We start from the raw sequence: 14,803 nt of genomic DNA on the forward strand, positions 1-14,803 counted from the left end.
TAGCAACTAAGGTCCCTAATACGTAGTTAAGTTGATCAAACGAAGTTTGAACCCTATAACAGCCAGGATGTTGGCTTGGAAGCAGCCATTCATTTAAAGAGTGCGTAACAGCTCACTGGTCGAGGGTTCAGGCACGGAAAATAATCGGGCATCAAACTACGAACCGAAGTTCTAAGATTGCCACTAGGTGGTATATCGGTAGGGGAGCATTCTGATCCGCTGCGAAGGTGTACGGCGACGTATGCTGGAGCGTTCAGAAAAGAAAATGTAGGTATAAGTAACGATAAATAAAGTGAAAAACTTTATCGCCGTAAGTCTAAGGGTTCCTGATCAACGTTAATCGGATCAGGGTTAGTCGGGTCCTTAGGAAAACCCGAAAGGGGCATCTGATGGAAAACTGGTTAATATTCCAGTACTCGCTTTAGTTTCGATGGGGTGACGCAGAAGTGAACATCACACGATGGAAACGGAATTCCACGTTTAAGTACGTAGCTATATCTTTTACAGGCAAATCCGTAATTGATGGCGAAATACGAAAGTATATGAGGCCTTCGGGCCGATTGAGTGATCTAATAGCTGCCGAGAAAAACCTCTAAGGTTAGGCTAAAGCGACCCGTACCGCAAACCGACACAGGTAGACGAGAAGAATATTCTAAGGCGCTCGGGTGAGCCGTGGAGAAGGAACTAGGCAAATTGTGGCTGTAACTTCGGGATAAAGCCAGCCTACTTCGGTAGGCCTCAGTAAAATGATTCAACCAACTGTTTAACAAAAACACAGGGCCCTGCAAAATCGAAAGATGACGTATAGAGCCTGATACCTGCCCGGTGCTGGAAGGTTAAGGAAGGATGTTCGGCGCAAGCCAAAGCTTCTGACTGAAGCCCCAGTAAACGGCGGCCGTAACTATAACGGTCCTAAGGTAGCGAAATTCCTTGTCGGGTAAGTTCCGACCTGCACGAATGGTCTAATGAGTTGAATACTGTCTCCTCCACGAGCCCGGTGAAATTGTAGTATCGGTGAAGATGCCGGTTACCCGTCACGGGACGGAAAGACCCCGTGAACCTTCACTACAACTTTGCATTGATTTTGATTTACGGATGTGTAGAATAGTTGGGACTCTACGAAGCAGCGGCGCTAGCCGTTGTGGAGAGGTCGTTGAAATACCAACCTTCTTTGAATTAGAGTCTAACCCCTTGCGGGGAACAGTGCATGGTGGGTAGTTTGACTGGGGTGGTCGCCTCCTAAAGTGTAACGGAGGCTTGCAAAGGTACCCTCAGTACGGTTGGTAATCGTACGAAGAGCGCATTAGTATAAGGGTGCTTGACTGTGAGGCATACAGGCCGAGCAGGAGCGAAAGCTGGCTAAAGTGATCCGGCGGTTCTGCATGGAAGGGCCGTCGCTCAAAGGATAAAAGGTACTCCGGGGATAACAGGCTGATCTCCCCCAAGAGCTCATATCGACGGGGAGGTTTGGCACCTCGATGTCGGTTCGTCACATCCTGGGGCTGGAGAAGGTCCCAAGGGTTCGGCTGTTCGCCGATTAAAGTGGCACGTGAACTGGGTTCAGAACGTCGCAAGACAGTTCGGTCCCTATCTGTGATGGGCGTTAGAAAATTGAGTGGACATGACCTTAGTACGAGAGGACCGGGTCGTACGTACCGCTGGTGTATCTGTTGTGCCGCCAGGTGCAGCGCAGAGTAGCTATGTACGGACAGGATAAACGCTGAAAGCATCTAAGCGTGAAACCTTCCACAAGATGAGTTTTCTTTTAAGGGTCGTCAGAGACTATGACGTTGATAGGCTACAGGTATAAAACTGGTAACAGTAAAGCCGAGTAGTACTAATTGCCCGTATGCTTTAATTTTTTTTATCACTTACGTATTACGACTTCCCAATATGACATTATTAAGGTCAATATGACCCAAGATCTTATGGTGGTTTTGCCGAGGGTGTTCACCTCTTCCCATACCGAACAGAGAAGTTAAGCCCCTCATGGCCGATGGTACTGCACCACAATGCGGGAGAGTAGGTAGCTGCCATATTTATTGAAGCCCTGTAGCTTGTGCTACAGGGCTTTTTTTTGCCCCTCCCTGAACAGCCTGTTCTTAAAATGTTTTAATGTTCTATTTCAGGCCCCATGCCTTAACTTAGTCCCCCAATCTTGTAGCATGTTTAGAAGGCAATTCTTACAACAGGCAGGTGTATTTGCCGGCGGATTAATATTGAATAGCAGCCCTATAAAAGGCTTTGCGGAAGGCTCAGGCCCCATCTCCGTAGGAGTCATCGGGTGTGGCGACAGGGGTAAGGGGATCATGAGCATCCTGCTGCAAATGCCTGAGCTGTTTACCATCAAAGCTGTTTGCGACGTATTGGATTTTCGTCTGGCCGAAGCCAGGAAAATGGGCGCTTTCACCGAATTCACCGAGTATCGCCGGCTGCTGGATAATAAAAACATCTCAGCCGTGGTCATAGCTGTACCGCTCAACCTTCACTATGCCGTGGCCATCGATGCACTGGCAGCAGGCAAGCATGTCTACCTCGAAAAAACAATGACATATGATATCCCGCAGGCGCTGGATCTGGTGGCCAAAGCCAGGATGCATTCCGGGCAAGTGCTACAGGTGGGACATCAATACCGTTATTCTCCTTTATACTTCAGGGTAAAGGAGATGATCGAAAAAAATTACCTGGGAAAGGTGACGCAGATCGATTGCCGCTGGGACAGGAATGGCAGCTGGCGAAGGCCGGTGCCTGATCCATCCCTGGAAAGAAAGATCAACTGGAGAATGTACAAAGAATATTCCGGGGGCCTTGCAGCCGAGCTATTATCCCACCAGATCGACTTTATCAACTGGGCCTTTAATACGCATCCTGATGAAGTCATGGCCACGGGAGGCATTGATTTCTATAAGGACGGACGCGAGACCTACGACAATGTGCAGGCTGTTCTCCGGTATCAGCAGACAGGCATGGTCGGCAACTTCGGTGCCACCTGCGCCAATGCCCATGAAGGATATGTTTTTAAGATCAAAGGCACAAAAGGCATGGTGTCCCTGCTGGTGAACGAAGGAGTATTTTATCCCGAACCGGAGACAAAGAAAGCGCTTACGACGGTGGACGGCGTCACAGGCGCCACCAAAATAGAATGGAACAAGGATGGCGGTATTCCCATCGTAAATGAGAAACTGAAGGACGGGACCTGGTATGCCTTCCAGGATTTTTTTCAATCCATCAGCAAGAACAGGCTGCCGGCATCCAATGTATTTACCGGCGTCACTACTGCTTGCTGTGTACATTTGGCCAACCAGGCTTTATACGGTCATGCCGTTGTAAAATGGTCGCCTGATTATAATTTTTTATAAAACAACCTTGCATATGAGATACGAAGTATCCACGAACTCAATTGAAAAGACAAACTATGTCGCGCGTAATATCTTTTTCGCCCTTATCGTCATCTGCTGTACCGTCGATGCCTATGCGCAAACTGAATGGACCAATCTGTTCGATGGAAAAACCCTGAATGGCTGGAAAAGACTGGCGGGTTCCGCGGACTACAAAGTAGAGAACGGCGCTATTGTGGGCACCACCGTCTTCAACTCTGGCAATACTTTTCTTGTTACGGAAAAAGAATTTGGGGACTTTATCCTGGAAATGGATATTCGGCTGGATGATACCACCGCCAATTCGGGTGTGCAGATGAGAAGTCATTATGATCCGGCAGGCAAAGGAGGAAAGGGGTTGGTATATGGCTGCCAGCTGGAGATCGACCCTTCTTCGCGTCGCTGGTCGGGGGGCATCTATGATGAGGGCAGAAGAGACTGGCTGTATCCCGGGTCACTGCATCCGCAGGCTCAATCCGCTTTCAAGGTTGGTACGTACAATCACATCCGTATAGAATGCATCGGCCATACAATGAAGACGTGGATCAATGGCGTGCCCGTTGCTTACCTGGTGGACAGCATGGACAGCAAAGGATTCATCGGTCTCCAGGTGCATGCAGTGGGAAAGGAGGAGCTCGCGGGAGAGAAGGTATATTTCAAGAACATACGCATACAGACCACGGGTCTCAAGGCTGTTGCCTTTCCAAAAGGGATCTATGTTGTAAATAATACGCCCAATACGCTGACTGACTATGAGAAAAACAGTGGTTGGAAACTATTGTTCGACGGCCACAGTTCCAAAGGCTGGAAGGGAGCTTATAAAAAGACCTTTCCCGACAAAGGTTGGGTCATCGGGGATGGCGTGATCAAGGTGATCCCTTCGGAAGGAAAAGAATCGGCTAATGGAGGCGACATCGTAACCATCGACCAATACAAGGCATTCGATCTCTCTTTCGATTTCAAGTTGACGCCGGGCGCCAACAGCGGTGTGAAATATTTTGTCACGTTGTCGGAGAATAATCCGGGATCCGCCATTGGACTGGAATACCAGGTGCTGGATGACTCTCTCCACCCGGATGCCAAGCTGGGCCGTGACGGCGATCGTACCATGTCATCCTTGTATGACCTGATCAAGGCCAACAAGCAGAAACGTTTTATTCATCCGGTAGGACAATGGAATACGGGCAGAATCATTGTATATCCCAATAATCATGTAGAGCATTATCTGAATGGCGTCAAGGTACTTGAGTATGAAAGGGGTTCACAGGCATTCAGAGATTTGGTGGCCATTAGTAAATACAAGGTATGGAAGAACTTCGGAGAAGCGCCTCAAGGGTATATCCTGCTGCAGGACCATGGCAATGAGGTCAGCTACCGGAACATAAAGATCAGGACATTATAGACTTAGACTATCCGACTTTCGGTTCCCAGCCCTTTTCATAGCTGCGGCGCCAGAGCGCTGCAGCCGCCGCATCGTTGAGGATATGTCCATTGGACGGATCGCAATGCAATACGCCGGAAGTCCGTTGGGCTATGTTGGCTAGGTGGCAAAGCAGCACGCTCTTGGAAGCCTCATTGACGGGCGAGTTCAGCGAAGCCTCGCCTCTGACGGATTTAATGAAATTGTCGAAATGATAAAGGTCGAGATTACCGCTGGCGCTGACAGGATTGGTGGGGTCAGCGACAACGTCTGATTTGACTTCCTTTACCAGCTTGTTCTTTTCATCGAAGATCTTGTAGTCGCCGCCGCCCAGGTTCATCAGGGCTCCTTTCTCTCCGTAGATGACAAAGCCTCTGCCGGCGCCTTCCACCCCGAAATTATTACAGCTGCGGTCCTCCCAGGTAATGGCTTTGCCATCTGCAAACTCGAATGTGGCCACCTGGGTGTCTGGCGTCTCCCAATCATCTTTGTATGCATAGCGGCCGCCGGATGAAGTGACTTTTGTCGGGAAGTCAACGCCGAGGAACCAGCGGCAGCAGTCTATTTCATGCGTACCGTTGTTACAAGCTTCACCTGTGCCCCAATGCCAGAACCAGTGCCAGTTGTAATGTACCAGGTTGTCCTGGTAATCCCTGCGCGGGGCAGGCCCCTGCCAGAGCTCGAAATCCAAAGTTGCCGGCACGGGAACTTTTCTGCCGAAGCCGATGGATTTCCTGTTATTGGCATACCAGGATTTGGCAAAATAGGGTTTACCGATAACGCCATTCTTCACTTGTTGGGCTGCTTCGATCAGGGTAGGCATGGAGCGGCGCTGATTGCCCATCTGGATGTGCCGGCCGAACTGCGTTACAGCTTGCGACAGCAATTCGCCTTCATAAGGATTTTGTCCGCATGGTTTTTCGACATAGACATGCTTACCATGGGCCGCGCCCATCAGGGCTGCAGGGGCATGCCAGTGATCTGGCGTCGCAATGATAAGTGCGTCGAGATCTTTTTGTTCAACAAGCTTGCGGATATCCTTAATGATAGTAGGTTTGCGGGCTGCAGCCTTCAGGGCTTCCAGGCCGTTCTGCAGGGCTTTTTCCTCTACGTCACAGATGTATCCGACCTCGACTCCCGGCAGTTGGGAGTATGATTTTGCCAGGTAGGCCCCCCGGCTATTGACACCCATTACACCCACGATCACCTTATTGCTTGGTGCCAATTTGCCACGGATAGGAAAATTAATAATTGTCATCCCGGCAGTGGCCAGGGAAAGATCTTTTAAGAATGCTCTGCGACGCATAAGGCAAACAATTTTTTGTTTGACCTAAGATAAAGATTTAAAGGTTTAGCATTGACGATTCTCCGAAAAGTAGTAAGGGCCAAATGCAAAAAATCCTTTCCGACCGGAAAGGATTTTGACAAAGAGATATATTGATTATGTAAATTAATAATCCCTGTTGTAGCCGCCACCGCCGCCGCGGTCGTAACCACCTTTTTTGTAACCTCCGCCGCCACCGCCGCCGCCGAAGCTTCTCTTTTTGAAGCCACCGCCGCCACCGCCTTGTTGCTTAGGCTGTGATTCGTTAACGATGATCTTGCGACCCATCACTTCACTGTCATACAGGTTAGTGATAGCCTGTTGTGCTTCGCCGTCGTCTTCCATTTCAACGAATCCGAAGCCTTTGCTGCGTCCGGAAACTTTGTCCTTAACGATTTTGGCAGAAGCAACAGTGCCGTGTTGTTCAAAAAGGTTCCTGAGATCCTCATCGGTCATTTGCCAAGAGAGGTTGCCTACATAAATGTTCATTGTACAAAAAATTAAAAAATGAAAAAAACTCACTCTACACTGATTGAAAGTATACGATGAACTGAGGGATCTGACTGAAAAGAAAGTTACGACAGCGCACAATACGGCCAACAAACAATAGAGCTGTTGTAAAGATAGGGATTTTTATTACTTATTTAAATTTTAGCAAAAATTGCCAGGATTTAGGCTTGGTCAGGATTTTAGCCCATTTAGTCCATGTGAAAAAACGATTTTGTACAAACGAATTTCGATTTTTTTTAATGAATTTCGAGTATTTTCCATTTATCAATAAAAAAGCCCGTGATTTATTCACGGGCTTTCAAAGTAATTAGCCAAATATTCTAAATAATTAGGAAAATTTACTCTGCAGCTACTTCGAACTCAACTTCAGCCTCATTGCTGTTGCCAAAATCGACTTTTGCCTTATAGGTTCCCAGCTCCTTTACTTCGTCCAGGATATGGATCCTGCGGCGATCGATCTCATAACCTTTCTGATCGCGGATGGCACGGGCCAGCTGCACCGAGGTTACGCTACCGAAGATCTTGCCGCTGGTGCCAGTCTTGGCGCCGATCTTAAGGGGAGAAGCTTTCAGGACTTCGATCACCTTATTGACCTCGGCCATCATCTTCGCCTCTTTCTTCTTCAACTGTTTGATCCTTTCATCCAGCTGTTTGAGGTTGGATGGGTTGGCTTCAATAGCCAGTTTGCGGGGAATCAGATAGTTACGTGCATAACCATTTTTTACGCTGACCTTTTCATGTGCCGCGCCCAGGTTATCGACGTCTTGAATTAAAATGACTTCCATTTTTGATTTTTTGTTCACCGTTTTCCCAATCCGCCGGCTGGCGGACTGTCCCCCCTTTCCTGCCGGAAAGAGGTTAGGGTGAGGTTACTTTAAAAGGTCTGTTACATAAGGCAACAAAGCCATCTGACGGGCTTTTTTAACCGCATCGGACACTTTACGCTGGTATTTCAGGGAATTCCCGGTGATACGGCGGGGCAATAGCTTACCCTGCTCGTTCAGGAACTTCTTGAGGAACTCGGCGTCCTTATAGTCGATGTACTTAATGCCATACTTCTTGAAGCGGCAAAATTTCTTGGCGCGCTTCTCGGGTTTGATGGCCGTGAGATATTTGATCTCGTTTGCTTTTGCCATGGTTTAAGCCCCCACTTTTTCATTGCCGGTAGGTACACCACTTCTTCTTTTGGCATTGTACTCGACGGCGTATTTATCGAGTTTTGTAGCCATGAAACGTAACACGGTTTCATCGCGGAGAATCTGGATCTTCAGCTTCTCATTGAAGTCGGATAGCGCATTGTATTCCAGAACCCAGTACAAGCCTGTGGTTTTCTTCTGGATTGGATACGCCAGTGATTTCAGACCCCAGGGATTTTCGTGCACCACTTCGCCTCCGTTGTCTTTAATGAAGGCAGTGTATTTCTTCTGGGCGGCTTTATAGTCCTCCTCAGATAGCACAGGGGTAAAAATCACCATCAATTCATAATTGTTCATGATCCCTGTTTTTTGTTTAAAAAATGAAAAATAATCAAATGGGCTGCAAAGGTAGGGTATTTACGGGAAAAGAACGAAGAAAAGCTACAAGCTACAAGCGCCAGGCTAAAAGTCTGCTAAACCATCGCTTGTAGCTCATGGCTTGAAGCTTGCAGCTGATCAAGACAGTGTGTCAGGCCAACCTGAATGGCATTGGGTTTGTTGAGTGGGCTTTTGCCATTGAACTATCTTTAAAAAAACTTAGCTATGCAAAAAGGAAGTATCCGGGTCCAGACAGAGAATATCTTTCCTATCATCAAAAAGTTCCTGTACAGCGAACATGATATTTTTATACGTGAACTGGTCAGCAATGCCGTGGATGCCACCCAGAAGTTGAAGACATTGTCCTCACTGGGTGAGGCAAAAGGTGAGTTGGGAGATCTGCGTATTGATATTCAATTAGATATAGATAATAAAACTATTACCATTTCTGATAAGGGCATTGGAATGACTGCGGAAGAGGTGGATAAATACCTCAACCAGGTGGCATTCAGCGGCGCGGAAGAGTTCCTGAATAAGTACAAGGGACAGAATGAGGCAAATATCATTGGTCATTTCGGGCTGGGATTCTATTCCTCCTTTATGGTAAGCGAGCGGGTGGAGGTGATCACCAGGAGTTTCAGGGAGGACGCAAAAGCCGTAAGGTGGGAATGTGATGGCAGTCCCGAATTTACGCTCGAAGATGCTGAAAAGGCGGAAAGAGGCACGGATATCATCCTGCATATCAATGAGGAAAGCAAAGAATTCCTGGATGCAGACAGGGTCAGATCCATATTGCAGAAATTCTGCCGTTTTTTGCCGGTTCCTATCAATTTTGAAGGAAAGCAGATCAATAATATCAATCCTGCCTGGACAAAAAAGCCCAGTGAGCTGACTACCCAGGATTACCAGGATTTTTATAAGGAATTGTATCCATTCAGCGAGGCTCCGCTGTTCTGGATCCACCTGAACGTGGACTATCCGTTCAATCTCACCGGGATCCTGTATTTCCCTAAGATCAAACAGAGCTACGAGATCCAGAAGGATAAGATACAACTATATAGCAATCAGGTCTTTGTAACAGACGAAGTAAAAGACATCGTTCCTGAGTTCCTCATGCTATTGCACGGGGTCATCGACAGCCCGGACATACCGCTGAACGTCAGCCGCAGCTATCTTCAGGGAGATCCCAATGTGAAAAAGATCAACAATCACATCACTAAGAAGGTAGCGGATAAATTGGAAGAGATCTTCAACAAAGAAAGAACAGCGTTCGAAGAGAAATGGGAGAGCCTGGGTCTTTTTGTGAAATATGGCATGATGACGGACGACAAATTCCTCGAGAAAGCCGTGCGTTTTCACATCATGGAAGATGTAAGCGGCGGTAAGTTCTATACGCTGGATGAATACAAGATGGCGACGGAAACGCTTCAAAAGAATAAAGACGGCAAGCTGGTGATCCTGTATACCACCAATCCGGTGCAGCAGGATAGCTATACCCGTCAGGCGCAGGCTAAAGGGTATATTGTCGTTAAGCTGGAGACCATTGTGGATGCGGCTTTCATCAATCAGATGGAATCTAAATGGCAGGATGTTCATTTTGTAAGGGTCGACGCTGATATTGCAGACAACCTGATCGATAAGGCTGAAGGCGGAGGCTCGGTCCTCAACACTGAAGAGGAGGAAGGTTTAAAGGAATTGTTCAAACGCCAGGTTCCGGAACTGCATGTGACGGTGGAAGTGAAGGGCCTGAGCCCTGAGGCGCCGCCGATTATTGCCACAAGGCCTGAATTTTCCCGCAGAATGAAGGATATGGCTGCTGTCAGCGGACCGATGGGCAGCTTTTATGCCAATATGCCGGACGAGGTGATCCTTACCGTGAATGGTAATCATAAGATCTACCAGACAGTGTTGAAGGAAGAAGACAAGGATAAGAAAGAGAAACTGGTGCACAATCTTGCCGACCTGGCCTTATTATCTCAGGGATTGCTGAAAGGCGGTAACCTGACGAGTTTTATTGACAGGAGCGTGGAATTGATGTCCGGGGAGCAGAAAAGTAAAATAATCCTGGAAGCTTAGAAGGATGATCATTCATTGCTGCTGAGATCGAAGTCAATGACTTTCAACTGGAGCGCCCGGCGACCGTTCCATTCATTTTCTTCCAGCGTAAATACCAGGTCCACGGGCAGCCGTGTGCTCAGCAAATGGAATTTATCGGCCAGATGGTACCCGATACCGGTTAGCATCTGGCCGTTCTGATAAATGGAAAACCGGATATGCTGGTCTTTGACGATCCTGGAATTTCCCTGATCGATGACCTTCCGGGCAATGAACACCGGTTGTGTATTTCCCGGGCCGAACGGTTCCATCTCATCCAGCGCCTGAAAGAAGGCGGGCCCGATGATGTCAAACGTAAGCGTAGCATCGATGACGAGCTCGGGAACCAATGAGTGTGGCTTGATCGTAGCAGCTACAATTTCTTCGAATTTATGACTGAAGGCCTCCACCTGATCGGGTAAAAGGGTGAGTCCTGCAGCAGCGGGATGTCCTCCATAGCCGACCAGGTGCTCCCGGCATGCGTGAATGGCTTCGTACAGGTTGAAACCGCTGAAGCTTCTTGCGCTGCCCGACACAACATCTCCATTGCGTGTGAGCACAACCGTGGGTCTGGAATACTTTTCGGTGAGGCGGGATGCGACAATTCCGATCACTCCTTTATGCCAATGTTCCTGGTACAGGACGATGGACTTCCTGCCGGCCTGTTCTGTATCTTTTTCCAGCAGGGCCAGGGCCTCCCCGGTGATACTCAGGTCGGCTGTCTTTCGCTCTGTATTCACCGTGTGTAAAATAGCTGCATAAGCCAGGGCTTCGTCGTCATAGGGAGTTGTAAATAGCTGCACGACCTTACGGGCATCATCCATTCGTCCCGCCGCATTTATACGGGGGGCGATCATGAAGACAAGGGTATTCATCTTCAAGGGTCTCACGGGCTCCCCCATGCGGATCATGGCCTTTAATCCTTTGTTTGGGTCCTCATTGATCTTTTTGAGACCATAATAAGCCAGGATCCTGTTCTCTCCGTCCATTGGTACGATGTCTGCAGCGATGGCCGTTGCCACCAGATCCAGGTATTGATAGGCGGCGTCGACGGGAAGACCCATCCGCGTGGCCAGCGCCGTGATCAGCTTGTATCCAACGCCACATCCGCAGAGGTCCTTATAGGGGTAAGGGCAGTCAGCCTGTTTGGGGTCTAATATGGCGATTGCCGGTGGTAATTGGTCATCCGGCAGGTGGTGGTCACAGACGATGAAGTCGATGCCCAGCTCTTTTGCATAGCCGATGAGCGCTGCAGAACGGATACCACAGTCGAGGGCGATGATCAGCGTGAACCCGTTTTCTTTTGCGAAATCAATACCCTGAACGGATATGCCATATCCTTCCTTATATCGATGGGGTATATAGTAGTCGATCAGCTCTTCTTTGCAGGACCTGCGGAGGAATTGGACCATACAGGCTACTGCGGTGGTGCCATCAGCATCGTAGTCGCCATAGATCAGTACTTTCTCCTGCTTTTCGAAAGCTGCCATGATCCGCCCGACGGCAGTCTCCATATCCTTCATCAACCATGGACTATGCAGGTCTTCAAGCCGGGGAATAAAATAGCCCTTGGCCTGACCGAAGTTCTCGACGCCTCTGTTTACGAGGATCTCACTGAGGATGGGGTGGATGCCCAGCTCGGCCTGCAATGCCGCCACTTTGGCGGGATCCGCCTGTAATATGTTCCAGCGTTTTTGCATAGTTGCTTTTCTCCGGTCAATATTTCCGGTCCGTTGTATATCTTACCAGCTCTTCCAGACCTTTACGTACGTCATTATCTTCGAATTCATGGAGTATGGCAAGAGCCTCATCCCGGTAGGCATTCATTTTCTGGGTGGCGTATTCGATACCGCCCGCCGATACCACCTTTTTTATAACATGCCGGACTTTTTCATTGTCCTTATTGTGGTTTTTGATGATGTAGATCAATTCCCTTCGTGTGGCCTTGTCAATGTTATTCAGGGTATAGATCAATGGGAGGGTGAGCTTTTTCTCTTTTATATCGTTTCCTGTAGGCTTACCGACCGCTTCGCTGCCATAGTCGAAAAGGTCGTCCTTGATCTGAAAGGCAATCCCTACTTTTTCTCCAAACCGGCGCATTTTCTCGGCCAGGACTTCATCCTGGGAAGAGGCGAAAGCTCCGGCCGCGCAGGAGGAGGCCAGCAAGGACGCGGTCTTGTTGCGTATGATCTCGAAATAAACGGCTTCGCTCAGGTTGAGGGACCTGGATTTTTCCATCTGGAGCAATTCCCCCTCGCTCATTTTGCGAACTGCGTCTGATAGAAGCTGTAATATTCGGAAATCGCTATGATCCAGGGATAAGAGCAATCCTTTAGATAACAGGTAGTCGCCAACCAGTACGGAGACCTTAGTTTTCCACAATGCATATGTGGAGAAAAAACCTCTTCTCTCCAATGATTCATCCACCACATCGTCATGTACGAGGGTCGCCGTGTGCAGTAATTCCACCAGGGAGGCTGCCCGGTAGGCCGACTCGTTGATGGGGCCGCAAAGCTTGGCGGAAAGGAGTACGAACATGGGTCTCAGTTGTTTACCTTTCCTATTGACAATGAATCTCATGATCCTGTCCAGCAAGGGAACCTGACTTTTGACAGCCTCTTTGAATTTCCTTTCAAAAACGACTAACTCTTCGCGTAATATGACTTGTGCTAATTGCATGTTGGGAGATGAACAGGGAGCAAACTTAACATTTTAAAATATTTTCCTTTTTTAAAGCATCAATATTTAAATTCGGACTGTCTAACGGTCTGTTCAATACTACTTTAATTTTATATGTATTGTTAAAAAAATTTGGTTTTTGCTGACCAATATCTATTTTTGCACCATATTCTTCTCAGGTTTAATTCATTCATTCACATAAACTTCAGTTATGGCAAGTAAAAAATTGACTCTTTTAATTGGGGTACTCTGCCTGTTCTTGTCGTATGCCGATGCCCAGGTGGGGGCAAGCTATGATATACGGGACTCCTCATTGATTCCTACCCGACGACTAGCACAGCACAATGAATTCCTGAATAACGCATATCCCTTTCCGGCCAAACCTAGGAATGAATGGGAAATTGGCATTAAAGGAGGTTACACATATGGATTTACGGATATCCGCAACTGGGGTCCTACCGGTGGTTTTGGCATCCATGTTCGCAAAGCACTGGGTTATGTCTTCTCTCTTCGTGGTGAGTTTGACTGGATCAGGCTCAGGGGCTTGAACTATCTGCCCACCCAGGCTTATGGGAAGAACCCGGTACTGGCAAGCTATTACGGATCGGACGGCGGTGCCCCCATCTTTTACAACTATCGGTCAACAGTTCACGAACTTTCACTACAGGGAGTTTTCACGCTCAACAATATCAATTTCCACCGGGCGAAGACTGGCTGGAATGTTTATTTCTTCGGTGGTATCGGCGCCTCTACCTACAGCACTTTCATGAAGACGGTGGATGCGAATGGCGCGGCTTATAACTACCAGGCTGTATTCACCCAATTTGGAGGTCAATTCCCTTATAGCAAGCGCAAGGATATCCGAAAGGCGATAAAGAATGTATTGACGGGCGATTGGAGCACCATGGCTGAGAGGGCCAGTGGCGCCACTCTTGGCGGAGCGCCCATCGCAGTGGTTGGCGTTGCCGGTATGGGTGTTCAGTTCAAGCTAAACAACCGCTTTAACATCGCCCTGGAAGACAAATATACCTTCACTACGACCGACCTGCTGGATGGCCAGCAATGGCAGAATAACTATAGCCCCGGCGCTTTTCAGGCCATCGCCCAGACTAGGTCAGCTGACAGCTATAATTTTCTTTCTCTCGGCATAAACTATAATATCGGCAAGCATGCTGTAGAGCCGCTCTGGTGGCTGAATCCCCTGGATTATGCTTACAACGAGATCAATGCTCCCCGTCACATGAAGCTCCCGAAACCTGTACTGGATGATGCTGATGGCGATGGCGTTACTGACCAGTTCGACCTGGAGCCGAACACGCCCAAGGGCAGCCCTGTTGATTCGCATGGTGTAAGCCGCGATACAGACGGCGATGGTGTACCTGACTTCAAGGATAAGGAATTGATCACCCCAACGCAATGCCAGCCTGTGGACGCCGATGGCGTAGGTAAATGCCCTGATCCGCAATGCTGCAAAGACCTGAGGGATTCACTGGCCTCCGGTGCATATGGCGGTGGCCATGGCAAATGCAACATCGGTGATCTGCCTAGCATTACTTTCAAGGGTCGTTCTGTGACGCTGAACAATGATGCCAAAGCGCTCCTGGCCAGCACTGCAGAGAAACTGCGTAACAACCCCAATTGTAAAGTGGCTGTCATCGGTTATGGCGAATCCAGCAAGGCCGCTCAGCAGCTGAGCTGGGATCGTGTAAATGCCATTATCAACTATCTGGTTGAAAAAGAAGGCATTAGCTCCGATCGATTCATCTTCCGCTACGGCCAGACGGGTGGTGATGAGAACACGGTAGATCTGCGGGATGGCACAAACGAAGAAGGTCCGAACACGGTACCTGCTCCGCACCCGAACCTCCGCAGGAAATAAAGTAAA

Annotated in this window: 11 protein-coding genes and 2 rRNA genes (1 of these 13 cut by a window edge); 6 read left to right on the plus strand and 7 right to left on the minus strand. The window is 48.5% G+C overall.

Annotated elements, in window-relative coordinates:
- From Q4E93_RS03690 to Q4E93_RS03705, 4 genes are all read left to right on the plus strand, one after another.
- Positions 1–1,861, plus strand: a 23S ribosomal RNA gene (locus tag Q4E93_RS03690); it begins 1,014 nt to the left of the window's first position.
- A 66-nt stretch (positions 1,862–1,927) separates the two neighbouring features.
- Positions 1,928–2,039: ribosomal RNA gene (gene rrf, locus Q4E93_RS03695) — 5S ribosomal RNA — on the plus strand.
- Positions 2,040–2,165: 126 nt separating this feature from the next.
- Entirely contained in the window at positions 2,166–3,359 is a 1,194-nt protein-coding gene (locus Q4E93_RS03700) for a Gfo/Idh/MocA family protein (protein ID WP_303582735.1), read from the plus strand.
- 13 nt (positions 3,360–3,372) lie between these two features.
- Positions 3,373–4,779: a 3-keto-disaccharide hydrolase gene (locus Q4E93_RS03705; protein WP_303582736.1), complete on the plus strand. Its 1,407-nt coding sequence runs from the start codon at positions 3,373–3,375 to the stop codon at positions 4,777–4,779.
- Positions 4,780–4,786: 7 nt separating this feature from the next.
- Here Q4E93_RS03705 and Q4E93_RS03710 read toward each other — a convergent pair whose 3' ends face one another.
- From Q4E93_RS03710 to rpsF, 5 genes are all read right to left on the minus strand, one after another.
- Positions 4,787–6,103, minus strand: a complete 1,317-nt coding sequence (locus tag Q4E93_RS03710; RefSeq protein WP_303582737.1) for a Gfo/Idh/MocA family protein — start codon at positions 6,101–6,103, stop codon at positions 4,787–4,789.
- 144 nt (positions 6,104–6,247) lie between these two features.
- The gene (rbp, locus tag Q4E93_RS03715) at positions 6,248–6,610 is read right to left on the minus strand and encodes an RNA-binding regulator (RefSeq protein WP_303582738.1); all 363 of its coding nucleotides are present in this window, start codon (positions 6,608–6,610) and stop codon (positions 6,248–6,250) included.
- Positions 6,611–6,969: 359 nt separating this feature from the next.
- Positions 6,970–7,416: a 50S ribosomal protein L9 gene (gene rplI / locus Q4E93_RS03720; protein ID WP_303582739.1), complete on the minus strand. Its 447-nt coding sequence runs from the start codon at positions 7,414–7,416 to the stop codon at positions 6,970–6,972.
- Positions 7,417–7,500: 84 nt separating this feature from the next.
- The gene (gene rpsR, locus Q4E93_RS03725) at positions 7,501–7,767 is read right to left on the minus strand and encodes a 30S ribosomal protein S18 (protein ID WP_188937544.1); all 267 of its coding nucleotides are present in this window, start codon (positions 7,765–7,767) and stop codon (positions 7,501–7,503) included.
- Between the two features lie 3 nt (positions 7,768–7,770).
- Positions 7,771–8,124, minus strand: coding sequence for a 30S ribosomal protein S6 (gene rpsF, locus Q4E93_RS03730; protein ID WP_303582740.1), 354 nt, complete (start codon positions 8,122–8,124; stop codon positions 7,771–7,773).
- A 246-nt stretch (positions 8,125–8,370) separates the two neighbouring features.
- On the opposite strand from rpsF, the gene htpG reads away from it, so the two are divergent.
- Entirely contained in the window at positions 8,371–10,221 is a 1,851-nt protein-coding gene (gene htpG, locus Q4E93_RS03735; RefSeq protein ID WP_303582741.1) for a molecular chaperone HtpG, read from the plus strand.
- Between the two features lie 8 nt (positions 10,222–10,229).
- On the opposite strand, the gene recJ is transcribed toward htpG, so the two are convergent.
- Positions 10,230–11,939, minus strand: coding sequence for a single-stranded-DNA-specific exonuclease RecJ (gene recJ, locus Q4E93_RS03740; protein ID WP_303582742.1), 1,710 nt, complete (start codon positions 11,937–11,939; stop codon positions 10,230–10,232).
- A gap of 16 nt (positions 11,940–11,955) precedes the next feature.
- Complete coding sequence (locus Q4E93_RS03745; RefSeq protein WP_303582743.1) at positions 11,956–12,918, minus strand: polyprenyl synthetase family protein; 963 nt, start codon at positions 12,916–12,918, stop codon at positions 11,956–11,958.
- 211 nt (positions 12,919–13,129) lie between these two features.
- On the opposite strand from Q4E93_RS03745, the gene Q4E93_RS03750 reads away from it, so the two are divergent.
- A complete protein-coding gene (locus tag Q4E93_RS03750; RefSeq protein ID WP_303582744.1) occupies positions 13,130–14,797 on the plus strand; it encodes an OmpA family protein in 1,668 nt (555 codons plus the stop codon).
- Positions 14,798–14,803: the final 6 nt, after the last annotated feature.

Origin of the sequence: Flavitalea plasmicola, assembly GCF_030546645.1 — a bacterium.
Lineage (GTDB): Bacteria > Bacteroidota > Bacteroidia > Chitinophagales > Chitinophagaceae > Puia.

Bases quoted from the DNA above. Each gene is read 5' to 3' on its own strand.
- recJ (WP_303582742.1), bottom strand. From the start codon at position 11,939: ATGCAAAAACGCTGGAACATATTACAGGCGGATCCCGCCAAAGTGGCG.
- rplI (WP_303582739.1), bottom strand. From the start codon at position 7,416: ATGGAAGTCATTTTAATTCAAGACGTCGATAACCTGGGCGCGGCACAT.
- htpG (WP_303582741.1), top strand. From the start codon at position 8,371: ATGCAAAAAGGAAGTATCCGGGTCCAGACAGAGAATATCTTTCCTATC.
- rpsF (WP_303582740.1), bottom strand. From the start codon at position 8,124: ATGAACAATTATGAATTGATGGTGATTTTTACCCCTGTGCTATCTGAG.
- Q4E93_RS03710 (WP_303582737.1), bottom strand. From the start codon at position 6,103: ATGCGTCGCAGAGCATTCTTAAAAGATCTTTCCCTGGCCACTGCCGGG.
- rbp (WP_303582738.1), bottom strand. From the start codon at position 6,610: ATGAACATTTATGTAGGCAACCTCTCTTGGCAAATGACCGATGAGGAT.
- rpsR (WP_188937544.1), bottom strand. From the start codon at position 7,767: ATGGCAAAAGCAAACGAGATCAAATATCTCACGGCCATCAAACCCGAG.
- Q4E93_RS03700 (WP_303582735.1), top strand. From the start codon at position 2,166: ATGTTTAGAAGGCAATTCTTACAACAGGCAGGTGTATTTGCCGGCGGA.
- Q4E93_RS03750 (WP_303582744.1), top strand. From the start codon at position 13,130: ATGGCAAGTAAAAAATTGACTCTTTTAATTGGGGTACTCTGCCTGTTC.
- Q4E93_RS03745 (WP_303582743.1), bottom strand. From the start codon at position 12,918: ATGCAATTAGCACAAGTCATATTACGCGAAGAGTTAGTCGTTTTTGAA.
- Q4E93_RS03705 (WP_303582736.1), top strand. From the start codon at position 3,373: ATGAGATACGAAGTATCCACGAACTCAATTGAAAAGACAAACTATGTC.